The sequence below is a fragment of the Rhodanobacter sp. A1T4 genome, from assembly GCF_014207185.1.
In the GTDB taxonomy this organism is placed as follows: domain Bacteria; phylum Pseudomonadota; class Gammaproteobacteria; order Xanthomonadales; family Rhodanobacteraceae; genus Rhodanobacter.
Genome location: NZ_JACHCP010000003.1, coordinates 249,936 through 276,146 on the forward strand (window position 1 = coordinate 249,936; position 26,211 = coordinate 276,146).

At 57.7% G+C, this 26,211-nt stretch carries 23 protein-coding genes and 1 riboswitch; of the genes, 18 read left to right on the forward strand and 5 right to left on the reverse strand.

Features of this window, described 5'->3' with window-relative positions; translation table 11 throughout:
- Positions 1 to 122: 122 nt before the first annotated feature.
- Positions 123 to 383: a GlsB/YeaQ/YmgE family stress response membrane protein gene (locus tag HDE80_RS07405; RefSeq protein WP_184669389.1), complete on the forward strand. Its 261-nt coding sequence runs from the start codon at positions 123 to 125 to the stop codon at positions 381 to 383.
- A 407-nt stretch (positions 384 to 790) separates the two neighbouring features.
- Here the strand turns inward: HDE80_RS07405 and HDE80_RS07410 are convergent, their stop codons facing one another.
- Positions 791 to 1,999 carry a site-specific integrase gene (locus HDE80_RS07410; RefSeq protein WP_184669391.1) on the reverse strand — a complete coding sequence of 403 codons (1,209 nt, stop codon included), beginning with the start codon at positions 1,997 to 1,999 and terminating at the stop codon, positions 791 to 793.
- Between the two features lie 609 nt (positions 2,000 to 2,608).
- On the opposite strand from HDE80_RS07410, the gene HDE80_RS07415 reads away from it, so the two are divergent.
- The 11 genes from HDE80_RS07415 to HDE80_RS07465 all read left to right on the forward strand — a co-directional run bounded on the left by HDE80_RS07415 (position 2,609) and on the right by HDE80_RS07465 (position 14,808).
- Positions 2,609 to 4,834, forward strand: coding sequence for a pepsin-like aspartic protease (locus HDE80_RS07415; protein WP_184669393.1), 2,226 nt, complete (start codon positions 2,609 to 2,611; stop codon positions 4,832 to 4,834).
- 148 nt (positions 4,835 to 4,982) lie between these two features.
- A riboswitch (cobalamin riboswitch) is annotated at positions 4,983 to 5,231 on the forward strand.
- Positions 5,232 to 5,370: 139 nt separating this feature from the next.
- Positions 5,371 to 7,290, forward strand: a complete 1,920-nt coding sequence (locus HDE80_RS07420) for a TonB-dependent receptor (protein ID WP_184669396.1) — start codon at positions 5,371 to 5,373, stop codon at positions 7,288 to 7,290.
- Positions 7,291 to 7,368: 78 nt separating this feature from the next.
- On the forward strand, positions 7,369 to 7,956 hold the full coding sequence (locus HDE80_RS07425) for a hypothetical protein (protein ID WP_184669398.1): 588 nt from the start codon (positions 7,369 to 7,371) through the stop codon (positions 7,954 to 7,956).
- A complete protein-coding gene (cobO, locus tag HDE80_RS07430) occupies positions 7,953 to 8,579 on the forward strand; it encodes a cob(I)yrinic acid a,c-diamide adenosyltransferase (RefSeq protein WP_184669400.1) in 627 nt (208 codons plus the stop codon). The genes HDE80_RS07425 and cobO overlap by 4 nt, the downstream gene beginning before the upstream one ends.
- Before the next feature lie 50 nt (positions 8,580 to 8,629).
- On the forward strand, positions 8,630 to 9,547 hold the full coding sequence (gene cbiB / locus HDE80_RS07435; protein ID WP_184669402.1) for an adenosylcobinamide-phosphate synthase CbiB: 918 nt from the start codon (positions 8,630 to 8,632) through the stop codon (positions 9,545 to 9,547).
- Positions 9,540 to 10,523: a threonine-phosphate decarboxylase CobD gene (cobD, locus tag HDE80_RS07440; RefSeq protein ID WP_184669404.1), complete on the forward strand. Its 984-nt coding sequence runs from the start codon at positions 9,540 to 9,542 to the stop codon at positions 10,521 to 10,523. Before cbiB ends, cobD begins: the two co-directional genes overlap by 8 nt.
- Positions 10,520 to 11,995 carry a cobyric acid synthase gene (locus HDE80_RS07445; protein WP_184669406.1) on the forward strand — a complete coding sequence of 492 codons (1,476 nt, stop codon included), beginning with the start codon at positions 10,520 to 10,522 and terminating at the stop codon, positions 11,993 to 11,995. The genes cobD and HDE80_RS07445 overlap by 4 nt, the downstream gene beginning before the upstream one ends.
- On the forward strand, positions 11,983 to 12,504 hold the full coding sequence (gene cobU, locus HDE80_RS07450) for a bifunctional adenosylcobinamide kinase/adenosylcobinamide-phosphate guanylyltransferase (protein ID WP_184669408.1): 522 nt from the start codon (positions 11,983 to 11,985) through the stop codon (positions 12,502 to 12,504). Before HDE80_RS07445 ends, cobU begins: the two co-directional genes overlap by 13 nt.
- Positions 12,501 to 13,547 (forward strand): nicotinate-nucleotide--dimethylbenzimidazole phosphoribosyltransferase, encoded by a 1,047-nt coding sequence (gene cobT / locus HDE80_RS07455; RefSeq protein ID WP_184669410.1) that lies wholly within the window; start codon positions 12,501 to 12,503, stop codon positions 13,545 to 13,547. The genes cobU and cobT overlap by 4 nt, the downstream gene beginning before the upstream one ends.
- Positions 13,544 to 14,095: a histidine phosphatase family protein gene (locus HDE80_RS07460; RefSeq protein WP_184669412.1), complete on the forward strand. Its 552-nt coding sequence runs from the start codon at positions 13,544 to 13,546 to the stop codon at positions 14,093 to 14,095. The genes cobT and HDE80_RS07460 overlap by 4 nt, the downstream gene beginning before the upstream one ends.
- Positions 14,092 to 14,808, forward strand: coding sequence for an adenosylcobinamide-GDP ribazoletransferase (locus HDE80_RS07465; protein WP_184669926.1), 717 nt, complete (start codon positions 14,092 to 14,094; stop codon positions 14,806 to 14,808). The genes HDE80_RS07460 and HDE80_RS07465 overlap by 4 nt, the downstream gene beginning before the upstream one ends.
- Positions 14,809 to 14,890: 82 nt before the next feature.
- Here HDE80_RS07465 and HDE80_RS07470 read toward each other — a convergent pair whose 3' ends face one another.
- Complete coding sequence (locus HDE80_RS07470; protein WP_184669414.1) at positions 14,891 to 15,433, reverse strand: 2'-5' RNA ligase family protein; 543 nt, start codon at positions 15,431 to 15,433, stop codon at positions 14,891 to 14,893.
- Between the two features lie 56 nt (positions 15,434 to 15,489).
- Here HDE80_RS07470 and bluB point away from each other — a divergent pair, with 56 nt between their 5' ends.
- The 3 genes from bluB (at position 15,490) to HDE80_RS07485 (ending at position 19,155) form a co-directional block, all read left to right on the forward strand.
- Complete coding sequence (gene bluB, locus HDE80_RS07475; RefSeq protein ID WP_184669423.1) at positions 15,490 to 16,200, forward strand: 5,6-dimethylbenzimidazole synthase; 711 nt, start codon at positions 15,490 to 15,492, stop codon at positions 16,198 to 16,200.
- Between the two features lie 708 nt (positions 16,201 to 16,908).
- Positions 16,909 to 17,277, forward strand: coding sequence for a hypothetical protein (locus HDE80_RS07480; RefSeq protein WP_184669425.1), 369 nt, complete (start codon positions 16,909 to 16,911; stop codon positions 17,275 to 17,277).
- Positions 17,278 to 18,597: 1,320 nt separating this feature from the next.
- The gene (locus HDE80_RS07485) at positions 18,598 to 19,155 is read left to right on the forward strand and encodes a TetR/AcrR family transcriptional regulator (protein WP_221437466.1); all 558 of its coding nucleotides are present in this window, start codon (positions 18,598 to 18,600) and stop codon (positions 19,153 to 19,155) included.
- 156 nt (positions 19,156 to 19,311) lie between these two features.
- Here HDE80_RS07485 and HDE80_RS07490 read toward each other — a convergent pair whose 3' ends face one another.
- Positions 19,312 to 20,412, reverse strand: a complete 1,101-nt coding sequence (locus tag HDE80_RS07490; protein ID WP_184669427.1) for a hypothetical protein — start codon at positions 20,410 to 20,412, stop codon at positions 19,312 to 19,314.
- A gap of 421 nt (positions 20,413 to 20,833) precedes the next feature.
- On the opposite strand from HDE80_RS07490, the gene HDE80_RS07495 reads away from it, so the two are divergent.
- Positions 20,834 to 22,666 (forward strand): aspartyl protease family protein, encoded by a 1,833-nt coding sequence (locus HDE80_RS07495; RefSeq protein ID WP_255483628.1) that lies wholly within the window; start codon positions 20,834 to 20,836, stop codon positions 22,664 to 22,666.
- A gap of 250 nt (positions 22,667 to 22,916) precedes the next feature.
- On the opposite strand, the gene HDE80_RS07500 is transcribed toward HDE80_RS07495, so the two are convergent.
- Complete coding sequence (locus HDE80_RS07500; RefSeq protein ID WP_184669429.1) at positions 22,917 to 23,381, reverse strand: tautomerase family protein; 465 nt, start codon at positions 23,379 to 23,381, stop codon at positions 22,917 to 22,919.
- A gap of 45 nt (positions 23,382 to 23,426) precedes the next feature.
- Between HDE80_RS07500 and HDE80_RS07505 the strand changes: the two genes are divergently transcribed.
- Complete coding sequence (locus HDE80_RS07505) at positions 23,427 to 24,077, forward strand: TetR/AcrR family transcriptional regulator (protein ID WP_221437467.1); 651 nt, start codon at positions 23,427 to 23,429, stop codon at positions 24,075 to 24,077.
- A 242-nt stretch (positions 24,078 to 24,319) separates the two neighbouring features.
- Here the strand turns inward: HDE80_RS07505 and HDE80_RS07510 are convergent, their stop codons facing one another.
- Positions 24,320 to 24,616 (reverse strand): hypothetical protein, encoded by a 297-nt coding sequence (locus tag HDE80_RS07510; RefSeq protein ID WP_184669431.1) that lies wholly within the window; start codon positions 24,614 to 24,616, stop codon positions 24,320 to 24,322.
- A gap of 129 nt (positions 24,617 to 24,745) precedes the next feature.
- On the opposite strand from HDE80_RS07510, the gene HDE80_RS07515 reads away from it, so the two are divergent.
- Positions 24,746 to 26,053 carry a gamma-glutamyl-gamma-aminobutyrate hydrolase family protein gene (locus HDE80_RS07515; RefSeq protein ID WP_184669433.1) on the forward strand — a complete coding sequence of 436 codons (1,308 nt, stop codon included), beginning with the start codon at positions 24,746 to 24,748 and terminating at the stop codon, positions 26,051 to 26,053.
- Positions 26,054 to 26,211: the final 158 nt, after the last annotated feature.

Here is a 26,211-nt window from a genome sequence, read left to right on the forward strand (position 1 = left end):
CGATGCGCGTGCTGTCGCCACACAGAGCTGACTACGAAAAGTGAAACCGCCCTGGTTTATAGTCAGGGTGTTTGTGTCTGGCCCGTAGACCCATCCATTTGTAATATCTTGGAGTAGTTTAAATGGCATCGCATGGCATCTTTGCTTGGTTGATTATCGGCGCGCTGGCTGGTTGGCTGGCTGGCAAGCTCGTCAAAGGCAGTGGCTTCGGATTGCTCGTCGATATTCTCCTCGGCATTGTCGGTGCATTCATCGGTGGTTGGTTGACGGCTGCGCTTGGCATCGGTTTTAGCGGCGGTTTGCTTGCGTCAATCATCATGGCTACTTTCGGTGCAATAATTCTTCTGTTTGCTGTAAGGTTATTCAAGGCACAACGATTGTAGGTTGCGTCAACAACCGGATATAGACTCCTAACGCGTCTTTAGATGCTGGGGACTAAAGAAGCGGCTCAAGTTCAGTTTTGAAGTGTCTGGAATTCCGATCAACGATTGTGGGATCGGACTCTAATCACGCCTTAAAAGGTAAGGACGAAACTAGAGCCCAATGCTCACCGTGGCGGCTTTGCCAGCTAGATATGCCGCGTAGCGGGGGGCGTCAATCCACCGAGTGCCCTCTTTGGTCTTCATGCGATTGATTTTAGGTTGAAGCCTCTTTTGCAGCATGCCGATTCGTGGGCAAGACTCCGAAAGGGCAATGACTGCCATCTACTTAGCGAGCGCTGGGTTTAGACCAATTGCTGGACGAATGAACGCCCCAATCCGCTGCAAGCTAGCGGACGGGGTGCGCAAGACTATGCCGCCGAACGACAATAGCGCGCCCAGTCCTTCATCAACTTGGCACGCCGAATTAGTAGATCACCGCGTTGATATGCAGCTTCCGACTTGTCCTTGAGCCGGTGCGCCATCGCTGCCTCGATCACTTCACGCGGGTGCTTCGTGGTTTCCACGGCCCAGTCGCGGAACGTCGATCGAAAACCATGCGCCGTGATCTGAGGGTGCAATTCTTTCAGCAGATTCATCGCTGCGGCAGTCGTCAGAGGGCGATCCTTCACGCCCGGAAACACGTGGCCAGCGATGTGCAACTGCTTTCCCTTCGGTGTGATGGGAATAAGCGATTGCAGCAGCGCCAGTACGGTCGGTGACAGAGGTATGCGATGCTCTTTACCGGCTTTCATGCGATCGGCTGGAATGATCCACATCGCCGCGGGTACGTCGAATTCATCCCACTGCGCGCCAGCAGCTTCACCTGGCCGTGTCGCGGTGAGTATCTGCAGTTCAAGCGCACGTGCAGATAGACCTTGGCGTAGGCGCAGCTTCGTCATGAACTCCGGCATATCGGCGTAGGGCAGTGCAGCACGGTGTTCCACCTTCTGAACCTTGCTGCGTTTGGGCAAGAGTTGATCGAGATGATTGCGCCACGCCGCGAGATTATCGCCAGTGCGGAACTTGCGGACCGTGGCCCAAGCCAGTACCGACTCAATGCGACCGCGTACGCGGCTCGCGGTTTCAGTCTTCGCTTTCCAGATCGGTTCCAGGCACTTCATCACCAGGACGGTATCGATCGTGGCGACGTCCAGCGGCCACAGCAGTGTGCAGTAAGTCCGCAGGGTGGCATCCCACTGGCCAGCGTGTTTGGCATTCTTCCATCCGCTGCGATGCGCCTCTATGTACTTCTCGCAGCATTGGCCAAACGTCATTACACGCGCGTCAGAAAGCCGCTTCTTCTGCTGCGCAGCGTTTCGTTGCTCTATAGGATCGATTCCGTCAGCTAGCAGCTTTCGGCAATTAGTCGCACGGTCGCGTGCATCACGTAGCCCGAAGGTGTTGAAGCTCCCCAAGCCCATTTCTCTGGTACGACCGTTGGCCTGGTAGCGAAACACCCATGACTTGGAGAGAGAAGGGGACACTTGTAGGTACAGGCCGCCACCATCGCCCAGATAGCCAGGACTTTTGACCTTGCGGACCTTCAGGTCGGACAATTTTTCAAATGCGCGCGCCATAAGCTACCCATGGTTTTACCCATGATAATACGCTGGATTTGATTGGTCGGATATGGACAGTTTTGGACAGTTATGCGCTACAGATGGCGTTGTTAAGCCATTTATTAAGACTTGATTGGACACGTCTGGACCATAGGTGGACAGACACTCTATCCGCCAGAAAAGCAAAACGCCCCCAAGTGGGGCGTTTTGCTTTTCTGATGGTGATGACGGGGTGAGAAACCACCCGGGTTCGACAAATTCGTCTGGAACGAATTTGGACAGCCGCAGGCTGGCCCCGTAGCGCGTAGCGCGAAGGGGTGAGGCTCATGGATGAGCCGAACAATCCCGCACGCCTCATTGATGCGTCGATGAATTAAGTGACTCTGACCCGCTTAGTTGGCAAGCCACTATTTCCTGAAATGCAAATAAATTTCGCCAGCGCAGTGATCTGTATTGGCCTCGAAGTTCGCTTAAGCATATGGGGAGTGCAAGTCGCGAACTATTTTCTCGTGCAAGCCAGCACTTCCCATTTATCAATGTTAGATCAGTCGCACGGAGTCATTGGTCAGTTACTTCCAGTTCGCTTTGGATCTCGAACTTTCTTGATTTGCAACTACGAGGTGTCCCATGAATGCGATCAAACTTTCAGATTTCCGAACCAATTCAGGTCCGGCGCTCGCTCTTTACGGAAGCATTGGTTCGGCGACCTCCGCTGGTGATCCCGAGGACAGCTCTCTTTGCTTGGCCTGGAAAGGGCTAACGTCGTCGAAGCTTTATTACTCAGTGCTGCCATGGACAACTGAGAACCATTTCTCGAAGGCCGACATAGCGTCAAGGCCCGCGCTGTGTTCAACACCAAACGATATAGGACAGGTTTGGGCATGGAAGAATGCCACTGGTATTGGTATGTCCTGGAGCGCGAATGGCGTGACGGGTATACAGAGCGTGCCCAATCATGCGCATACCGTCGGTTCGCCAGTAACGTTGATGGTCGGCGAGGCGATCGATCCTGATTCGGGCAGCACCAACTACAACGTCTTTACACTGTTCTGGCAGGGCGATGCCAAATCGGGCGGGAACGGCACCAGTCATGAGTTGTGGTTTATGTCTTACGCAGATGCACCAGGTTGGAATAGCCCCACGCGCATTCCCGGAGCATCGCCAGCGACTTCGCCGGCCGCATGCCTTGGGCCGTCTTCGTTTAACGTCTATGGAACGACACTGGCGTGGGCAGATCGCAATGGGCAGATCTGGATTTGTAGCGGCGACTCATCTGGAAATGCTGACGCGCCATGGTCCACACCGATCCCAGGTCCGGTTTCATGTACCTACGACGGTCCGGCGATTTGCTACTTCAAAGGAAGTCTCATTGTTGCCTGGATAGCAGCCGGTATGAGCCAGATCATGTATTCAGTGCAAAGCTTTACGCAGGATGGTGAACTGACCTGGTCTGACCCTGCGGTGCTGGTCAATGCAATCAGCCATGACACGCCGGCACTCTCAGAACACAAAGGCAAGCTGTACGTTGCATGGGCGGACGCCGGCGATAGTTCCATATCCTACGAAACCTTCGGTTCGCTCTCGGATCTTCCGCAGCCAACGACCAACCGAGCTGGCGTACCGATGTTGATTTCCAACACTGTCGTCGGCCATGCCTACACTGGTACGTTGTTGATCGGCGCGCAGGCCGATCCGGTCAACTGCATCATCGACACCGGCAGCAGCTCACTCGCAGCGCTGAAATCAAAATACAACGCTTCCGCTGATGAACTGCTCATACCGACCGCACTTTGCCAATACGACGCGTACGGGCCGAATGGCGAAACAGGTTATTGGTTCGGGCCGGTAGTAGAAACGCTGGTGGGATTTTCGGCAGTGCCGGGTGTTGCGGCACCGCTTCCGGTTGCTGGCATCAACGTTAGCGTCGCCATCGCCGATGACAGCACCGCTACCCATCCAGTCTTCGCCGGCGCCGACGGCATTCTAGGGCTGGCGTATCCCAGCCTAAATGTTGCATACGATCTGACTGTTTACCTCACCAAAGAGGGCAAGCCACCGGTAACTTATCCTTGGCCCATCTCCAGCTCGCAGGCACCGACGACGCTTAGCGCCTTCGACTCGTTTATCAGTGCCGCCGCCGCAGCCCAACTGCCGGTACCACCTTGTTTGACGGAACTTTCGCAGGATGGACTCTTGCCGAACAAATTTGCGCTTTACGTTTATCGTGCGCTTGAGAACCTACGGACGTCCACGCCGGCCACCGACGCCAGCAACTACGGCACGCTTGTGCTTGGAGGCGGGGAAGACTTTTTCGTAAACGAGGTTGGGCCATTTCAAACCGCACAAGTCGTACAGGATAGCTTTTACTTCGTTAACTTGCTTTCCGTCCAGGTAGGTAACAATCCGCCGATTCCCTTTCCGCTGTTTTCGAGCGAAAACAATCAGACGTCTACCGCACTGATCGATAGCGGAACATCGGGGATCGTTTTACCGGCGACGGTCTTTACTGAGGTCCTCAACCAACTGCAGGCCGAAGTACCTAACTACTCCGAAATCGTCAGTCCGATGCTGCAGGCATACAATAAATACCTAGATTTCTCGCAGTGGCCGCCGCTCACTTTTGTCTTGGCTGCATCGGACGGTAGTCAGATTTCGTTGAACTGTTATCCGCCCCAGTATTGGCAGACCGATGCCGAACCCCAGGGCGTCGCCCAATGCATGTTGCAACCGGTACCCGGAGACAACCAGCCGGCGATTCTTGGTCTTGCGTTCCTGACCGGCTACTACACGATTTTTGATCGATCGATCAGTGGATTTGGCGTGGTCAAGTTTGCGCAGAAGCCGTTGATGTAGGGTCTGCATGTGCTGGGAGAGGGCATTTGTATTTGCCACCTGATTTAGGCGCTGAGCGAAAGTGGCTATCGGATTGATCCGATAGAGAGCTGAAGCATCGAGCCACAGAAAACCATGACGTTGGAAATGAAGCTCGCCTCACTTCTGCTAAGATGCCGCTGCCTAAGGTGACTGCCGGCATGGGGCCGGCAGTTGAAACGTGAATCCGGTGCGATGCATTTGGCTTGCCACTGCGTCTATTCCGGGGCTGCCCCCGCAACGGTAAGTGAGTTGTGACCCGCAAGGGTCGCCGGATCAACATTAGCCACTGTGTGTCATGCATGGGAAGGCGTTGATCCAGAAGACGCAAAGTCTTCGACCACGAGCCCGGAGACCGGCCTTGAGCGTGAACTCCGGTTTGCTCGCGGTGGGGCGAGGCTTGGGAGCGCCGGGTGCGGTTCACGCGCTCGTCGTGCTTTTCATGTCCCTAATCCTTTCGCAGTCGCCGGCATATTTATCTTTGCCGTACGGGGCCGTGCGGCTGGGGAACCTCCAAAATGAAACACCACACGACGCTGAATCGCCGCGCGCTCGCGGCCGCCCTGTTACTGGCTCTATCTGTAGCGCCTACCGCTTTTGCACAAACCGTCACGCAGCCCGACACCTTGTCGACCGTAGTCGTCACCGCGACGCGTACGCCTGAGACCGTGGACGATACGCTGTCGTCGGTTACCGTCATTACGCACGATGACATCGAGCGCCTGCAACCGACTTCACTGGCGGATTTGCTCACCGGTCTGCCCGGTGTGTCGATCGCCCAGACGGGTGGCATCGGCCAGCCGATTTCGCTGTTCCTGCGCGGCACCAATTCCGGCCAAACCTTGGTGCTGATTGACGGCGTGCGCATCGGCAGCGTGTCGCTGGGCACGCCGGCGTTGGAGCAGATTCCGGTGAATGCGATCGATCACATCGAGATCGTGCGCGGTCCGCGATCGAGCCTGTACGGTTCGGATGCGATAGGCGGCGTGATCCAGATCTTCACCCGCCACGGCTCGGACAGCGGCAACATCGAGCCGTCGGTAAGCGTGACTACCGGTAGTCACGGCTTCATCAATAGTCAGGCGGGCGTATCGGGCGGAGATGGCCACTACTGGTTCAACGCCAGCCTCGGTGGCGAATACACCAGTGGCATTCCGTCCTGCCGCCTGGGAGCTGCAGAACTGGGCGTGGCTTGTTTCACGGATGACCCGCACAACGATCCGTACCGCAACTACAACGGTCTGGCCAACTTCGGCTACCGCTGGGACAACGGCACCGAGCTGGCCTTCAACTGGCTGCGCAGCAAGAGCGACAATTTTTACGCGGGCAGCCCGTTCGGCGGCAACAACAACGAGGAAGAGCAGTACGCCACCGGCGCACGCCTGAGCTTCACTCCAGTGGATATCTGGAAGGTCACGCTGAGCGCCGGGCAGAATCGCGATGACTCTGCCACTTTCTATCAGGGCGATTATTTCGGCCAGTACTACCCGCGTGCTCCGACGGGTTATTTTGACTCGCGCCAGAACCAGGCGTCGTGGCAGAACGACATCACCCTGGCTCCCGGTCAGCTGCTCAGTGTGGGAGTGGACTACCTGCAGCAGCACATCGACAGCGACACCGATTTCATCGTCGATACGCGCGGCGATACCGGCACCTTCGCGCAGTATCAGGGCACCTTCGGCCAGAACGAAGTGCAGGTATCCGGACGCCACGACAATGACGACGAATACGGTTCCCACAACACCGGCGCAGTGGCCTGGGGTTATCACTTCGATCACGGTCTCGTGCTGTCGGCCAGCTACGGCAGTGCCTTCCACGCGCCGACTTTCGACGACCTGTACTACCCACCTTTCGACGGCACCCCCACCGCCAACCCGAACCTGAAGCCGGAAAGCTCGCACTCGGCCGAACTCGGCCTTACGCAGCAACTCGACAGCTGGCACTGGGGTCTGAATGTCTATCAGACCCGCATCACCGACCTGATCACGCTTGACAGTAACTTCGTGCCACAGAACATCAGCAGCGCGCAGATCCGTGGCGTGGAAGGCCAGTTCGGTTTCACGTTGAACGACTGGCGCGTGCAGACCGACTTGACCTGGCTGCAACCGAAGGACAATAGCGACGATGCGAACAACGGCAACTGGCTGCCGCGCCGTGCGGGTCAGACCGCTCGCGTGGACGTGGACCGCAAGTTCGGCCAGTTCAACGTCGGCGCCACCTTCTTCGCGGCGGGCAAGCGCTACGATGATGCAGCCAATCAGATCCGCCTCGGCGGCTACGCTACCACCGCTCTTCGCGCCAGCTATACCTTCGCGCCCAGCTGGCAGGTGGAGGCGAAACTCGACAACGTGTTCGACCACAACTACGAGACGGCGTATTACTACAACCAGCTCGGTCGCACTTGGTACCTGACGCTGCGTTACCAGCCGGGACTGTAATGTTCGGAGTGATGGACTGGCGCCTGCCAGTCCATCACCGACGTGTAACGCAAACATGACCGCTTGAGGAGTCGCGCGATGAAATCACTATCGGGTTCCCGCTTTACCTTGCTGTTAGCCGCGTTGGTGCTGGTCATGCTGGCGACACGCTTCAAGCACTTCGGCGACGTGCTGCATTTGCCGGACGCGTCGATGGCGATCTTTTTTGTGGGCGGTCTGTTCTTGCGCAAGCACTGGGCCTTCGCCGTGTTCATCCTGCTGACCGTAGGTCTGGACGAGGTGTCGATCCATTACGCCGGCATCAGCGACTTCTGCGTCACGGTCGCCTATGCCTTCCTTCCACTGGCCTATGCGGCGCTGTGGTACGGCGGCCGTTTGTACTCGTCATGCCTGCGTGCTGACGCAGGGCCGCTGGTCGGGGCATGGTGCGTGGCTTTGCTCTCGGCATCGATTTCCTTTGCCATCTCCAATGGGTCATTCTATTGGTTGGGCGGCCGTTACCCGAACCCTCATATGGTCGAATATCTGCAGCGCCTGTGGCAGTGGGGTCCGCTGTTTGTTCGCACCACCATGGGTTATGTCACGACGGCGTTGGTCGCCTACTTCATAGGCAGTCGCGTCGTGGTCTGGTACGGCGCGCACTACTTGTCAGAGGCTCGCACATGAGCGACGAATCGCACTCAGAGGAATCGGCTGCAGACGCGCATCATCGCGAGCGCATGCAGCGCAAGAAGGAGCTGATCGATCGGCGCATCGCCCGGGCCACCATTGAGCGTGGTGTGCTAGTGGTCAATACGGGTAATGGCAAAGGCAAAAGTTCGTCGGGTTTCGGCATGCTGGCTCGTTCGCTCGGCCATGGCTTTCACTGTGGCGTGGTGCAGTTCATCAAGGGCAGTTTCTCCACCGGAGAGGAGGCCTTTTTTCGTCGTTTTTCCGATGAGCTCGACTATCACGTGATGGGCGAGGGCTATACGTGGGAAACGCAGGACAAGGCACGCGATATCCGAGCCGCTGAAGCTGCCTGGCAGATAGCCGCAGGCATGTTGGCCGACCCACAGTACGACTTCGTATTGCTGGATGAACTCAACATTGCCTTGGTGAAGGGTTACATCGATGTGGAGAAAGTGTGCGACGCACTGCGTGCGCGTCCTCCGCAACAGCATGTCGTGGTGACAGGCCGTGGTGCTCCGGATGCACTGGTTGAGCTTGCAGATACGGTCACCGAGATGCGCGTGGTGAAGCACGCTTTCCAGGCAGGCATCCGCGCGCAAAAGGGCATCGAGCTTTAGCCCATGGCGTTTACGCCTTATCCATGCACGGCCGCAACGCTGTTCATGCCATGACGACGGCATGGGCGATGCTGGCAGCGGTGTTGATCGATGCCTGGCTGGGCGAACCATCGCGTGCGCACCCACTAGTGGGATTCGGGCGTCTGGCGCGCTGGCTCGAAGCGCGGCTATACGCTGATCGTCGTGGTTCGGGTGTCTGCGCCTGGTTGTTGACGGTCATGCCGCTGGTGCTATTGGCCTGGGGCGCCGAGGCTTGGCTGGGCCGGCTGTCGGCATGGGTGGCATCTCTTTTTAATGTGCTGGTGCTCTATGCCGTCATCGGGCTGCGCAGCCTTGGTGATCATGCGATGCCCGTGGCATCGGCTTTGCGTGACGGTGACATGGCGCGTGCCCGCCAAGCGGTCGCGCGCATGGTCAGCCGCGACACACAGGTGCTAGACGAACACCAAGTGGCTGCGGCCGCCACCGAGTCGGTGCTGGAGAACGGCAACGATGCCGTCTTCGGCGCATTGTTCTGGTTCGCCGTGCTGGGAGCTCCGGGGGCGCTGCTATACCGGCTGGCGAATACACTTGATGCCATGTGGGGTTATCGCACAGCACGCTACGAGAACTTCGGCTGGGCGGCGGCGCGCATCGACGATGGACTCAATGTTGTTCCTGCGCGACTCACGGCATTGAGTTACACGCTGCTTGGCCAGACACGCCGTGCATGGCGCTGCTGGCGCACGCAGGCAAAGCTGTGGGACAGCCCGAATGCCGGGCCGGTAATGGCGGCCGGCGCAGGTGCGCTGGGGGTCCAGTTGGGAGGCGCCGCGCCTTACGACGGAGTGTGGGAAGCGCGCCCGGATCTTGGCGAAGGCGACCCGCCAGACGCCAACGTCATCGCGCGCTCACTGGCGTTGGTGCGCCGTAGCGTAGTGCTGTGGTTGGTGGTGGCGTTTCTATACGGTAGCTTGGCCTATGCTTGAACACGGCGGACGTTTGTTGCGTGCTGCGCGTACCTATGGCATCGCGCCAGCGGATTGGCTCGATTTGTCTACGGGCATCAGTCCCTTTGCGTGGCCGGTACCACCCATACCAGCCGCTACGTGGGCACGACTGCCCGATGATGAGGACGGTCTAGTCGAGGTGGCGCAGGCTTACTACGGCGCGCCTCAGTTGCTTCCCGTCGCTGGTTCGCAGGCGGCCATCCAGACATTACCTCTGCTGCGGTCCGCGTCGCGGGTCGGCGTTATTGCACCCGGCTACAACGAGCATGCGCATGCTTGGCGGCGCGCTGGTCATCAGGTGATCGAGCTTGCGGCAGAAGAGTTGCTTGCGCGGGTCGATGATGTCGACGTGGTGGTGCTGATCCATCCGAACAATCCCGGTGGCGATCGTTTTGATCTGGCCACATTGTTGGCCTGCCATGCACGCTTGGCAGCTCGCGGTGGCTGGCTGATTGTCGACGAGGCCTTCATGGACGCCATGCCCAACGACAGCCTGTGTCCGCATACCGCCAACGAGGGGCTGATCGTGTTGCGCTCGGTGGGCAAATTTTTCGGCATGGCGGGCGCACGCGCTGGTTTCGTTTGTGCCAACGTCACCTTGCTCGATGCGGCGCGTGAGCAGCTTGGCCCGTGGACCGTGAGTGGCCCGGCTCGCTATGTCTTGCGTCACGCATTGGCCGATCTCGCGTGGCATGCACAGGCACGTACGCGCCTGCAGGCGTGCAGTGCACGTCTTGCGCAGTTGCTGACGAAGCACGACATCGTTCCCACTGCCGGTTGCGCGTTCTTCCAATGGTGGCGGAGTGAGCGGGCCAACGATGCGCACCGTGCACTCGCTGCGCAAGGCATCCTCACGCGCCTTTTCGATCGGCCTCAAAGCCTCCGTTTCGGCTTGCCGGAAAACGACGCTGCCTTTAAGCGGTTGGATGCCGCTTTGGCGCAGTGCGCACGATGAGCGGCGTCTTGATGGTGCAAGGGTGTACCTCCGACGCCGGTAAGAGCGCGTTGGTCACCGGGCTGTGTCGCTGGTTACGTCGACGCGGCATACGCGTGGCGCCGTTCAAGCCACAGAACATGGCACTCAATTCCGCGGTCACCGTGGATGGCGGAGAAATTGGTCGCGCGCAGGCGGTACAGGCACAAGCGGCGGGGCTTGATCCCCATACGGATTTCAATCCGGTGCTGCTCAAGCCCAATAGCGATATCGGTGCGCAGGTAATCGTGCACGGGCATGCCATCGGCAACATGGACGCACGCCACTATCACGACTACAAACGCGTGGCGATGGATGCCGTGCTGGCTTCACATGCACGGCTGGTCGCGCAATACGATGCGGTAATTGTCGAGGGCGCTGGCAGCCCCGCAGAAATCAACCTGCGCGAGCGTGACATTGCCAACATGGGTTATGCCGAAACCGTGGATTGCCCCGTGGTGTTGATCGCCGATATCGACCGTGGCGGTGTGTTCGCGCACATGGTTGGCACACTGGCCTTGTTGTCCGAGAGCGAGCGCAAACGGGTAGTAGGCTTCGTCATCAACCGTTTTCGCGGCGACATGGCGTTGCTGCAGCCGGGCTTGGACTGGCTGGAACGCGAAACCGGCAAGCCGGTGCTGGGCGTGCTGCCTTACCTGCATGGTTTGCAACTGGAAGCAGAGGATGCCTTGCCGCGCCAGCGCGAGCACAAGCCGCAGGCACGATTGCGCGTGATGGTGCCGGCGTTGCCACGTATCAGCAATCACACCGATCTCGATGCCTTGCGCGCGCATCCCGATGTCGAACTGATCCTGGTCGGTCCGGGTGAGTTGCCGGCGGCCTGCGATTTGATCGTGCTGCCCGGTTCCAAGTCCACCCGCGCCGATCTGGCATGGCTGCGCGGGCAGGGCTGGCCGCAAGCCATCGCCAGGCATCTGCGTTATGGTGGCAAAGTGATAGGGGTCTGCGGTGGTTTTCAGATGCTTGGGCGAGTCGTGCACGATCCGCACGGCCTCGAAGGCGAACCCGGCTCAAGTGAAGGTTTGGGCTGGTTCGACATGGAGACCGTGCTGGAACCGCAAAAGCAGCTGCGTCGTACGCATGGCCGACTTTCATGGACGGATGCCCTGGTCAGTGGCTATGAAATCCACTGCGGTATCAGTCATGGCGATGCGCTGGCCTGTCCATCGAGCTTGCTCGATGACGGTCGCAACGATGGTGCGCTGTCTGCAGACGGCCAAATTCTCGGCAGTTATCTGCATGGCTTGTTCGATCAGCCGCAGGCATTGACCGCGCTGCTGGCGTGGGCCGGTGTGCGCGATGCTGCAGCAGTGGACATGCATGCCTTACGCGAAGAGAGTATCGACCGGCTGGCCGATGCCGTGGAGAATCATTTGGATAATGCTGCGCTGCTCAGGCTGATCGGCATGGGAGAACCATCGTGCGCACACTGATACTCGGAGGTGCCCGTTCGGGCAAGAGTGCGCTGGCCGAGCGGCTGGCGCGTGAATCCGGACAAGAGGTGGTCTATATCGCGACCGCGCAGGCGCACGATGCAGAGATGGCTGTCCGTATCGCCCATCATCGTGATCGTCGCCCGGCGCACTGGCAAAGTGTGGAAGAGCCTCTGGCGCTGGCCGATACCTTGCGTGCATACGCCCACCCTGATCGTTGCGTGCTGGTCGATTGCCTCACCCTGTGGCTCAGTAACCTGCTTGGTGATGCCGACGACAAGCGCCTTGGGCGCGAATGCGAAGCCTTCCTCGAGGTATTGCCTGTACTCCCCGGCGAATTGTTGTTTGTCAGCAACGAGGTCGGACTCGGCGTGATACCGATGGGTGAGTTGACGCGCCGCTTCGTTGATGAAGCGGGGCGCCTGCATCAGGCTATGGCGGCCCGCTGCGAACGTGTGTTGTTTGTGGCAGCGGGGTTGCCGCTGCCTCTCAAAGGAAATCTTGCATGAGTCATGATTGGTTGTTTCAGCCGTGTGCCGTCAGCGACGCGGACAGCGAAAATGCCGCCCGTGCCCACCAGGCACAACTGACCAAGCCACCAGGTTCACTCGGTGCGCTGGAAACGCAGGCTATTCGTCTGGCCGGGTTGCAACGCAGTGCCCGGCCATCGGTGCAGCAGGTATGGATCAGTGTCTTCGCCGGCGATCATGGCGTTGCGGCGGAAGGCGTATCGGCTTTCCCGCAAGTGGTGACGGGCGAGATGGTGCGCAACTTCGCCCATGGCGGCGCCGCGATCAGCGTGCTTGCACGGGCCCTCGGCGCCCAGCTTGAAGTGGTGAATCTGGGCACGGTGAACGATCCCGGCGAACTGCCTGGGGTACGTCGGGCGATCATCGCGTCGCAGACGCACAATTTCTGCGAGCAGGCGGCGATGACGCCGGCCCAGCTTGATGCCGCGTTGCGCACCGGTGCTGACAGCGTTGCGCAGGCTCATACAGCGGGCGCGCAGTTGTTTATCGGCGGGGAAATGGGCATTGCCAACACCACATCGGCAGCGGCGCTGGCCTGCGCCTTGCTGGGCGAGTCGCCGGCCACCCTGGCCGGTGCAGGTACAGGGTTGGATGCCAAAGGTATCGAGCACAAGGCCGAGGTGATCGCCCGCGCGTTGGCCCGGTATCCTAATGATGCGGATGCGCTGGCGTGGCTAGGGCGCGTGGGCGGCTTCGAGATCGCTGCGCTGACGGGCGCCTATGTAGCGGCGGCACAGTGTGGCGTGGCGGTGCTCGTCGACGGTTTCATCACCACCGTTGCCGCACTGGCTGCAGTGCGCATCAATCCCGCTTGCCGCGCCTGGATGTTTTTCGGTCATCGCTCGCGCGAACAGGGACACACGCGCGTGCTTGCAGCACTGGATGCTGATCCTCTGCTGGATCTTGGCTTGCGCCTGGGCGAGGCCAGTGGTGCGGCGACGGCAGTGCCTTTGCTGCGTCTGGCCTGCGACCTGCATGCGGGCATGGCGACGTTTGCCCAGGCCGGAGTGAGCAACGCATGAGCGGAAGTATCGATCTGCTCCGTCACGGCGACACTGGCCAGACCAGCTACCGGGGCCAGCTCGACGATCCACTCAGTACCTTGGGTTGGTCGCAACTGCGTGCGGCGACGGCGGATCGTCGTTGGGATTCCATCGTCACTTCGTCGCTATGCCGCTGCACTGATTTTGCGCGGGAACTGGCCACGGAGCAGGGCATACCGCTGCGCGTCGACAGTCGACTTGCCGAATATCACTTCGGCCATTGGCAGGGCGTAAGCATCGAAAGGCTGGCACAGGAGCAGGGTGTTGCACTGGGACAGTTCTGGGCCGACCCAGTGACAAACCCGCCGCCAGGTGCCGAGTCGTTTGCGGCATTTCGGGATCGCCTGTGTGCTGCATTGAGCGATATCGCCGTGGAAGCCACCGTGCATCGCGTGCTGGTGGTAACCCACGGCGGTGCCATCCGTCTGCTGCGTTGCGAGTCCGAGGGGCGCGATTTTGGCGATATGGCCAGCATTGATGTACCGCACGCTTCCCTGCACCCATTGGGTTGGCGAGTACCGGCCTGATGCGTTCGTTGCTTGCCGCGCTTGGTTTTCTCACCCGGGTGCCGGTGCCCGCGTGGGTATTCAAAGATGCCGGGGCAACGAACGCCTCGCTGGCCTGGTATCCCACGGTGGGATTGCTGATAGGGGGCGTGCTTTGGGGTTTGGCGTGGATCGGCAGCAGCTTGCCGCCACTACTCCTGGCCGCACTGCTCTTGCTCGTATGGACCGGATTGACCGGTGCCTTGCATCTGGACGGTCTGGCCGACAGCGCCGATGCCTGGGTCGGTGGTCTCGGTGATCGTGAGCGTACGTTGGCGATCATGAAGGATCCACGTAGCGGCCCTATGGGCGTGACTGCCGTGGTGCTTGTGTTGCTGCTCAAGTTTGCTGCACTGGCGAGCTTGCCGCTCGCCGACACAGCGATCTGGCTGGCGCCGATGCTGGCGCGTACAGCCATCACAGCGGCCTTTCTTTCGATGCCCTACGTTCGTAGCCAAGGCCTTGGCAGCGCGCTGACACACTCGCCCCGGCTGCCCTGCATAGTCGGCGTATTGGCAGCGGTCGCAGTCGCTGCGTGTAGTGGATCGCATGGCGCGCGTGCTTTGCTCGCCGCGTCGGTCGTGTTTGCATGCTGGCGGTTTGCATGCATGCATCGCCTGGGAGGCATGACGGGCGACACGCTGGGAGCATTGACCGAGCTCGCCGAAGTGTTGGTGCTGATCGTGCTGGTCTAAGCGGATTCCAACCTGACGACGTGCCGAGTTTCCAGCGGCCCGAAGTGAAGGCGGGCGTCATAGGTTGCGTACTCAAGCTGGTTTATTCGCAGCGACGTCGACGGCGCATCGATCTCACACAGTCGCTGGCGAACTTCCTCCGCCGTTTATATAGCCCCAAGGTGACATGCGGCGCGTACGTGGCCTGCCGAACTTCTTTCGCCGCCACTTCCAAGGCGCAGCGCCACCGGGTCAGTTGCCCGGATGGATCCATCACGGGAATGAAGACGGCACTGGCGAAGCTGTCGGGCGCGCCCAGTGGAAGCGAACATGCGGCGCTACGCAAGCCCTGCAGTGACTCGATTTGATCGTGCAGTTGCGTGGGTGAGAAGTCATCATGCGCAACGCGTAATTGTTGCTCGAAACCGCAGACGAACAGGGTCAGATGCGGTTGGCGCTGCTGGGATGGATGCAGCAGGTCAGCAAGCCGCCGTCGTGCGGTTTCGATGTATTCCAGTAACACCGAATCGTTCACGGGAATGATCCAAACGCCATATCGTTGCCGGTGCCGATGCCACTCCGGATAGTCACGCAACTCGGCAACCACCGTTTCGGATGGGCCATGTTTCAAGTCCGAGATCAGCATGTGCTCATGCTACCCGATACCATGCGCTCAACGATTTAGGTCCGAGGTGGTTGAGGATGAGCACAGTCAATGTTGGCAATGAGGCCGATGCTACTTTTTCGGATGTGGAGCGAGATGCCGTATACAAGTGCATCTTCAATCGGCGCGACGTTCGCTCTCAGTTTCTCCCCGACTCCGTTCCCGAGGACGTGCTGGCCCGCATTCTGCGCGCCGCTCACCACGCCCCATCGGTGGGTTTCATGCAGCCCTGGGATTTCATCGTCGTGCGGGATGCCAGTGTAAAACGCCGTGTCCACGATGCTTTCCAGATCGCGAACGCGGAAGCGGCCTCAATGTTCAGCGACGAACGCCGACAGACGTATCAGTCACTCAAGTTGGCGGGCATTCTCGATGCACCGGTGGGCATCTGCGTGACCTGCGACAGAACTCGCTCCGGCCCCGTCGTTCTTGGTCGCACGCACCAGCCGGAGATGGATCTTTATAGCGCGGTCTGCGCGGTACAAAACTTGTGGTTGGCGACGCGGGCAGAAAACATCGGCCTGGGCTGGGTCAGCATCGTGGGTCCGCAACACTTGCGCGAAGCATTGGGTATTCCGAATTCCATTGTTCCCATTGCTTACCTCTGCGTCGGCTACGTCACTCACTTCCTCAAAAAGCCAGAGTTGGAAACGGCCGGCTGGCTTCCGCGCATGCCACTTCGCGACGTCGTATGGTTCGATCAGTGGCATGCTGAAGATGGAGCGGAATCCTTACTCCAACACCTTTAAGAGGATTCAGGGCCTAGGTGCCAGCCCGACTTGGACATGTTGGCCAGTACCGTGACTTCGATCGTCGTGAACGCAGCCCGGTGACCTGATCCATAAGGCGTGGAGCAGGGAGAGGTGCTGCGAGAAGTTCACCCCATGTCGGTCGTTCCATGTGGTCGAAATGGGGTGAGATTAAGCCGCAACGTCAGTCCACGTGATCCGGTTATACGTCCGGTTGTTAGCCGGACCCAGCACAGATAAGCTCGAAGTGAATCAGGGCCTTGCGTCGGGACTTCCGAACGTGATCAGAGATGTATAACCGGACCCACGGGTCCGTATATTAGGTAGTTAGGCCCCATATGGACCAAGGCGAACTAAGACAAGCAGCCGAAAATTTTGAGCGAGTCGCAAGACAAATGTCCGTAACCGTGCCTCTGGCGGAAACGATGCTACGAGGGATGGACTCAGTCATTGCTCGGGTCAAGGCAGAGGAGATAAATTCTCCTATGGAGTGGCACGAAATACCGTTCGGGTACTTATCGGCAGACGGGGAATTGTCCGCGTACCCAGAGTTGGAGGACGCTTACGCAAACTTTAAGCTCAAGCTTTGCAACATCAGCATCTCCGATAAGCTTGTGTAAAAGGGCTAGCCTTGCTGGCAGGCCTAACAACTCGTTCAAGGCGGACGCCGCCGCTTAACTCCAGCGTTAGGGCGACGGGGGAAATTCAATGAACGACTACTCTAGCGTTTCAACGGCGCATCGTATTTGTATCTTTTTTTATGGCATGGCTTCGCTCGGTTTGCTAATCGATTTATTCTTCTCGCCGATCCACCGTACTGCCGGACAATGGGTCTTCTTGGGCATGTTGCTTGCCCTTCTAATCGGCGGTCACACAGCGCTTGCAATTGGGGCATCGAACGCAAGGCCTTGGGCCCGCGCTTGGAGCATTGTCATCGCGGTTTTATACGTATTTGCATTCCCGTTAGGCACATTTGTAGCTGTTTACCTTTTCTACAAATGCAAGAATCCATGGCAAGGCCCGAAACATCGTCCCTCACTAGCAGATGCTTGGCCAATCAGCCCCGAGAGGCCCTAACATTTCGTTCAAGGCGGACGGCTTCGCCGCCGCTTAACTCCAGCGTTAGGCAGCATGAGAAAAAACTTTCCAGCTCATACCAAAACCGCGACAGGCACTTTGCTGTTTTGTCTCTTCGCTGTAGCACTTAGCACTTCCGCAATGCCGTACCTCACGGGTTATGGCACCGTGCTTTCGCAAATCGTTGGTCTCGGGGCTTGGGGTCTACTTGCTTCCGTAACTTCGGGCATGTTTGCAGATCAAAACCACCAAATACTCTGGCCAATTGTCGCTACTCTAAACGTATTTCTGTTTTCGCTATTGGCAGGTCCTGTGTATTTTGTCTTCCGCCGTCGCGCGCCAAGCTTCACGTTATGGTTCTTGGCGTTGTGGCTTGTTTTCTATTTGTGTTGCTTGTTCGTTCTCTTCCCCGCAACTGATGGTCCTTAGTAGCATGCTCCCTAACAATTCGTTCAAGGCGGACGCCTCCGGCGCCGCTTAACTCCAGCGTTAGCAAACAGGGGGCTTCATGCGAGTATCACCGACCATATTGGTCAGTTGTCTTGTTCTTGCAGGCTGCCCCGCTGCGTCGCCCACAAGCGTCGCGATTGACCCGTACGCAATTACACCGCCGGTCCGCATCGGCGAACAAGCTGGCGCGATCCCGCTTCGTTGCTGCGAGCTGGAAACCAGTGGCAGCGAAATGCTCTCTTGATAATGTCTGCGTTGGTCCTGACGAACCGGAAATTGCGACGAACATCCGCACAGATAGCAGTTGCGGCTACTTTACGAAGGGTGCGAACAAGGTTGAGATTTGCACAGTCCCTATAGCGGATGGTTCTTTGGTGAGCAGCATCTCACTTGTCCAATCTTGTTCGCTAACAATTCACTGCAGCTGACGTCCCTGACGGGCCGCCGCTGAGCTTAGGCGTTAGGGCCCTATGCCATTCAATCTCGCAGCTGTTTTGGCAATCGTCGCTGGTGTCTCGGTAGCTGGCTTGACCTTTGCCACTTGGATAGTTTCGGAGCGCTTCTTTCAGCGGCTCATCGCACAACATCCCGAGCTCGCTATTTCCTTTCCGCGCCCGCCTCTGTTGACACGATATGGCCCAATTCTTCCCTCAAAGATGGCCTACCTCAAAGGGAAGCGCTTCAATGATCTTTCAGATCCTAAGTTAAAGCGGTTGGGGCGGCTTTCACTTACGTTGCTCACTGCTCACGCTGTGGCATTTACTACGTTTATTATTTTCGCCCTATGGTGGAGCGCTGTACGGGACCGCCCGTAATACACAAAAGGGGACCATTCGAAGAACGCCTAAGCAGCAGCGTTCGCGGGACACCGTGGACGTCATCGTTGAAGCGGCAACTCGCGTTCTCGCGAAGCTCGGCTGGGCAAAATTCACAACCAACGAAGTTGCGCGAGTGGCTGGCGTAAGCGTGGGCTCGTTGTATCAATATTTTCCCAGCAAGCTGGCGCTCGCTGAAGCGATTCGTCAGCGTCACCTCGCCATGGTGCTCTCGGTGTTGCCCGACCCTGACAGTCGCGACAGTGCCATGTCGCTTGCGCGAAGGGTGGCGAAGCTGGTCGAAGGCGTTATCGCCATTCATTCAACCAACCCGAAGTTGCATCGCGTGCTGCTCGATGAAGTTCCTCTTGCGGCGCGATCCAGCTTCGAGACATTCGAGGCGGAATATTTGCGTCGCTACCAGGCGTTGATCGAGGACTGCTCGAAACAGGCGGATTCTTCGGGTGGCGACATAGCTGCTCTAGTACTTGCTGCAGCGGTGGAGGGCGTGGTGCATACGGCTGCACGCCATGGCAAGCTCGACTCCCCTGAGTTGAAGGTCGAACTCAATGGTTTGGTTTGCGCTTATTTGCGCGAACGTCTCCGTCGCTAGCCTTGGCCACCGACAGTGCCGAGCAAACCTGGTGTGATGAAGCGCTGGCCCGTATTCGCCGGAATTCGCAAGAAAGGCAAGTCTTAAAAACGCCGAGGAAAAATTTCCCTCGGCGCCCACGCTCGGTCTACTTCAACGATCAGTAATTGCGCGTTCTCAGTTCGATTCGGTAAATTGAATGGAGGGATTCGTCGCTGCCGTGGTGCCCTTGGCAGCCGTTCCAGCCTTGGCGGTACATTTACCCAGCGTCAGATTGTTGGTTTCTCCCGTGGTGCCTCCATTGGTCGGGCCAGCGCACGTTGGTGCAGTCGTCGTACCGTCAGCCACTTGAATGTTCACCGTGAGCGATGATCCCTTATTGAAGGAAAGTCCTGAGCCACCGCCGTTACCAACGACATTGAACTCCGATTGTTTCCAAATGGACCCGATGCTGACTGTGCGGCCACTCTGGCTCACCGACTTGGCAGTGGTACCGTAGGTAAAGATCACGGTGTCGTTGCCCTTCGTCGAAGCCGACCCTGAGAGCTTTACGCTACCAAGGTTTGCCAATGCAACGTTGGCTGTGTTTACAGCAGCGCTATCTTCGTAGCAGGCATCTTGTGGGTCATAGCTACCCCATCCGCTCGGACATCCAATGGAAGAGTAATCATCATCGGAAAGAAATATCCAATTCTGGATATAAGCTTGTGGCGGAGTGCCGGATACGTCCTCGCCCGTCGTTCCGTAGATGAATTGCTCCCAAGTCGAACAACTGGAGTAGCCGTACGTCGCGTTGCAAGCGGACGAGGACCCAATAGTGGTATTCAGCTGCAGCGTGTAATTGCCCTTCGCCGTGACGCCCTTCACGCTGGGAAAGCTTCCTGTTGCTGAGGTCGTCAGGCTAGAAGTTGTAGCGTTATAGTCATTGCCATCACCGACAGTATCCGTCGCTACCGGGGCGCTCTCAGCCTGGATGTGCTTAGCCGGTTTAGCGAACCGCGGCGGTAATACCACTCGATGCGCCGCTACCGGAACGCAGGCCTCCTTCTCCCAAATCACGCTCGGATACGTTGTGTGAAAACACCCTTCTGTCGGCGGCGGAGTCTGTTTAAGAGACTTGTGCCAAGTATCCAAGGCTTCTTTTTGCGCTTGGGCCGCCACATCATTCGTTTCCTGCGCCGCGACAGAAGGCGAGACACCGACGGCGCCCAATAAACCAAGGATCGCTGTGGCAAGAATCATGCGACGCATATGGAACATTATTTTTTCCGAGTGCATTTTATCTCTCCGATAGGTAGGTTATCCCGCTTCCCGCAAACAGCTTCTCCTCTAACGGGAATTTTTGGTTTTTCCAATAGACAGCGCATTGAAAAGAACTAATCTTTGTGTGCCTTACATCTTTGTGTGCCTTACATCTTTGTATGGATTGTCCCTTGGGTATGCCCTGATTTATTGAATTCGAAACGGATGTGTATACGGCTGTGTGGAACTTCGTGGACGCCTTTTTCCTTCGGTAGATGTCGACTTCCTTGGCGTCCCCTTTAAAGACGTCAAAGCGTGATAAAAACCTACCTAGAAAAATTCCTATCAATAAATTTTGAATCGGAAAAGAAAGGTGAGAGCCAGCGACGCCCACCCATCACCGCCAAATCATTCCTTGAGCGTTTTCAGAGTTTTCGCCATCATGCTTGGAGTGCCGATGCAAACCGGCGCTCGACTACTAGGCCTGCATTTTGCGGCCATGACATACAAGGGGGCGATGGTGATAGGGGTATTGCGTTTGGGCTGCCTGGGCGTCAGCGCTTTGCTCGCAAGCCAAGCTTGGGCGGACGGCTGCCAGTTGAAGGATTACGGTACTTTGCCGGTGGAAATGGTCGGCAGTCGAGCCACGACCATGGTGAAGATCAATGGGAACAATACGCGCTTCATTCTCGATACTGGGGCTTTCTACAACACCATGTCGAGTGCAAACGCGTCGTCGCTGGGACTTAAGCTGCAACCTGCGCCATTTGGTTTTCGCATCAGCGGCGTTGGAGGCGATGCGAATGTCCAGCAAACGCACGTCAAGGAATTTGGCATCCTCGATACGACGCTAAAAAATGTTGATTTCATCGTCGGCGGTACTGATGCAGGCGATGGATTGCTTGGCGCCAACCTGCTCGATTTGTTCGATCTGGAAATTGATCTTGCACAAGGCAAATTGACGCTGTTCAAAGCGGACCACTGCGATAAAGCATCGCTGGCGTATTGGGCAAAGGATGGCAAGTACAACGTCGCCGATATCGAACCGGCGGACAACCCGTTCGATCGACGCACTTTTCTCAGTGTGACGATAAATGGCAAGAAGGTGCGAGCAGTGCTCGATTCGGGGGCATTTGCCACCGTACTAAGTCGTGACGCGGCCGAGCGAGCCGGCATTGACCTCAATGCGCCAGATATCAAGGCAGGCAGTATCAGCATCGGCATTGGCGCCAAGCCGGTCAAGACATGGACTGTGAACATTGATTCGTTCTCGGTCGGCACGGAAACCATCCAGCACAGCCAGATGCAGGTTATTGACGGAAGAATTGGAGACAAAACCGACATGTTGCTCGGCGTGGATTTTCTCCTCGCCCATCATATGTTCATTGCCAACAGCAAGGAGAAAGCTTATTTCACCTATAACGGTGGGCGCGTGTTTACCTTGGCCAAAGCACCGAACGGCAATGACACGCCCGATGTCGGCACTGCTATGGACGACAACGGCGCAGCACCCACGGCTGCGCCTGATTACGCGCTGCGGGGCGAAGCGCACCTGTCTCGCGGCGAACCGAAAGCTGCCGTAGCCGATCTGGACGAGGCGATCCGTATGGCGCCCGATCAAGCCGCTTACTATGTCGCCCGTGCGAGAGCACATGAGGCGGACAAACAGCCCGATGCCGCGCTCACCGATCTGGACAAGTCCTTGAGCCTGGATCCGAAGAACGTCGATGCTTTGCTGATGCGCGCCGAACTTCGCTTTGCGCACAAGGACCACACGGGTGCGGCAGCCGACGTGAATGCAGCAGGCGCCTTGGTGCCTGCCGGATCGACACAGGCGCGCTCGATTGCCCATCTATATGTCCAACTCGATCAACCTATCGCGGCGCTACCCTTACTCGACGATTGGATTCGTTTGCATACGAATGACGCCATGCTCGGCTCAGCGCTCAACGAGCGCTGTTGGGTGCGCGCCCTGACCAATCAGATGCTCGACGATGCCTTGAGCGATTGTCGCAAGGCGATCAAGCGCGATGGCGAAAAGCCGGCTTACCTCGACAGTCTCGGCATGGTGCAGTTACGGCTGGAACATTATCCCGAATCGATCAAGGCCCACGAGCAGGCCGTCGCGCAAAGCCCCCAGTCTGCGTGGTCGCGCTATGGTCTAGGCCTAGCAAAAATTCGCAGTGGCCAGACCGACGCGGGCAATGCCGATCTGGTCGCCGCCCGCGCGCTTAATCCGGAAATAGAGGCGCGTGCCACCAAGTATGGCTTGACTGCGGCGGGGCCATAGATCGCATGGGAAATATTCCATCCGTCTTTGCAACCTTAAAGGAAAGGGGGCGTTAGGTTTTTGACCTGCGCCCACTGATCTGGAAACTACCCGGGCCAGAGTGAGTGGGTCTCTTTGTTCCGGCGTTTCGATCAGAGCGGCAACCGATTAGGGCAAGCGGTCAGCACTAATTGTCGAAGCCAGCGATGGGCAGGATCACCCTCCAAACGAGGGTGCCACATCTCGGACACCGTGCGAGTTGATCATCCTGCTACGCGTGCTTTAGCGGCAATGCAGCAAATTCCTCACGGCCAAAGGCCGTCCCTGACATTCCCCAGCCACCTTCGGCAGCTTCGGTCAGTAGTACCCAGGTACGTTGCGCTTGAGTCGCGTCGCGAGAAATTCGCGTAACGATTTCAGTAGCCTCCTTGACGATCTGCTTTTGACCATCACGACTCAGTGCACCGGGTGGCGTGATGATCTGAACGCGAACCGTGCGCGCTTGCGCCGTGGCAGCCGTCTGTACTGTGAATTGATCCATGCGATGGATATAGACGGCGGTGTTGTTGGCATGGAAGGGACCAGGGCTGATTACTCCTTCTGCGCGCAGCACCGCCAGAGTAAGTTCCTCACCAAGCTGGCGATCGATACCGGCTGGAAACAGGTCGGCAGCAGCGTAAACGTCGATCATCGGCATCTTCATTCTCCTAAAGTTAAGGATGATGAAATCATCCATATTCCCCGCGGGATTCGTTCTCTTTGTGCAGACGTAACATTCTGAATGATGATCATCATCCACATTAATGAGGATGATGAATACAATCCATATTGTCAAGTTGCTTGCTGGGATTTTCGAATGGGCCATTCAAAGGCAGACAAAGCCGACAGCCACGATCGCATCGTAAGGACGGCAGCTGCCCGTTATCGCGAAAACGGTGTAGACGGTATCGGGGTGGCCGACCTCATGAAGGATGCTGGCCTGACCCATGGTGGCTTCTACCGGCACTTCGCCTCACGCGACGAACTGGTACTCGAAGCCATCGAGTGTGCGCTGCATGACGGCGGTCAACGTGTTGTTGGCGCGCTTGTGAACAGCAGGCAGCCACCCTTGACTACCTTAGTGGACGCTTACCTCAGTGCGGCGCATCGCGATAATCTGGCAACGAGCTGTGCTGTCGCGACGCTAGCGGGCGACGTGGCCCGCAGCAATGACCGTGTTCGGAGTGCATATACACACCAGGTCAACGCTTACTTGGAACTGCTCACCAAGCTGATATCAGCGGATAAGCAGAGGTCAAAACGAATGAAAGCTATCGGTGCGTTGTCCTCGTTGGTCGGTGCTATATCTATAGCTCGTGCGGTCAATGACGAAAAGCTGTCCCGCGAAATCCTCAAGGCAGCCGCTGACGAATTGAAAGCCCAACTTGGGTAAAGTCGTTGCTAGTCCCTAGTCCGAGGGGAAAAGATGTTACCGACTTGCAGGTAGCAGGTAGTGAAATTTCGTTTTGGGCAAACCGAGTTTCTTGGCCAGGGCGGTAAATTCTTTGCTGTTGGGATATTTGTTGTCATCAGTGCCTCTTGTCTCATCGAAGAAGTTGGCGGGGTCGTTGTGCGTGAGGCGCGTGTCTTTGGTGTCATGCAGGGCGACCCACTCGCAATACTCACAACCGCGCGTCAGTTCCCACCTTCAGGTAGGACGCTTGGTCCGCACACTAGCCCCACGGCCGTGTATTGCTTTTCCAAGTCCTCGGGCTTTTCCAGTGGCACGGTTTTACCGTCTGCCGTCTTGAGCTGAAGGGTGGTTTGCGTGCAATCACAGCTCCCCGTTTTGCACTGAAGGATCGCTGTCGCTGCTCCACATGTTTTAGTGACGGGCTTGTAGTCAGCCGCGTTGGTTTGTTGAGAGAACCCCAGACCAAAGCGCGCGGTAAAGCTGGATGCAATCAGCGCGCGTGCCAGATGTCCGTTCATCGTTTGCTCCTTTAGGCCATTCCTACGTTGGCAGATGCCAGATGGCAGCTACAAAGGATTTGAAGTCACGGGAAAATCGGAGCACATTTCAAGTGTGTTGCGTTGCCAACTTGAGCAGGGGCTGGAGCTATGGGTCATCGTAAATTCGAGAATCCGAAGCAAGGTGAAACGAAATTCGTCAAAGGCACACCGAGGGGATTTGTTGTACCAACAAGACCTAAGCCGGCGGAGCCTGTCACCGAGACACACATATTGCGACGCGGGGGGATCGTAGCGGGTCCTTATGGCACACCGGGCTTCAAGTACCAGGGAGGTGATACCCATATGTCGGTCCGCCCGGTGCGTGATCGCCAGGAACTCAGCAGCCGTATTTCCCAGAGCTTGCGAGCGCAGAATCCCATCAAGCGCCACCCCATAACCATTTCGCATCGCGAGGATGCTCGCGGGTCGGGCGCTTTCTGGGATCACTACACCATGCGCACGACTACCGGCCGTACGACGGAAATCAGTCATCATCGGGAAGTGACGCCGACACTGCAGGCGCCCGGCCATATCACCGCCAAGCAGTTCACCGGGGATTTGCCAGGAGCGCGGCCTGATAGCGGGAGCGGTTTTGGCCAGGGGTTATTGTTTATTGCCGGCGGCAATTACGGTCTGCTGTCGGAGACACCGCGCAACACAGCTCACATTCCCACCAGCGAGGATGCGCAAAAGCGCCACCAGCGGCGTACCGGGCATGAGAAAGACCTTCTCAAGCATGCTCAGCTCACGGGGCGCCCCGTTCTGGGTATTTGTGGTGGCTCTTGGCAAGTGCTGGAGTCCTTTGGTGGCAGCACCCGAGGGGTAAAGCCGAAGACACACCAGACCCGGAAGATGCCTTACCTGACATCAAAAGGGACGGTCGCCAAGGTTGCTTCGGAACATGGTCTAAGTGTGGTTCCGCGGACCATGTTGTCCAGCGCTTTTCGCGACGATAGCGGTAGTACGCCAGCCAAGGTCAATTCCGCTCATTGGGCCGTAGCGGAAGAAAGCGCTCCCGGCCGACTCAAGGGAGTTCCGAAAGTCGGCGCGCGGAAAGAACCCTTGCTGAAGGTAAGTGCACGCGGATCAACTGCCCTGGATCCTCCATACCTCAAGAAAACAGGTGACTATCACCAGCAAAGTGTTGAAGCATTCGAGAGCAGGCACGGCGCTCCGGTCATGGGCATCCAATGGCACCCGGAGGCCTATGGTCACGGATTTCCTCCCACCCAGACGCAAGCCAATCAGCGCCTGCTCAATTGGATGGCCAAAGCAGGGGATGCCTATGAAGCCCGCAGGGAAATGACCCAGGAATTCAGCAAGTGGGTCAATACAAAACGCCTTCAACCGACTTACCTAGCAAAGAACAAAGCGTTCCAACTGGCGCGCCGTAACACAAAACTGGGCTTGAAATAGGGGGCGTTTGCTCTGCTGAAGCCGGTTGCCGCGGAGCCTTGAACATGTCCAGATCTTCTTGATAGCACCGGAGCGCCGGCTTTTTCGATCTTGTCTTTGAACGCAAGAGAAAAGAAATAGGTGACTTTCTCTTCTTGCTTAACTAGTTCACTGACCAA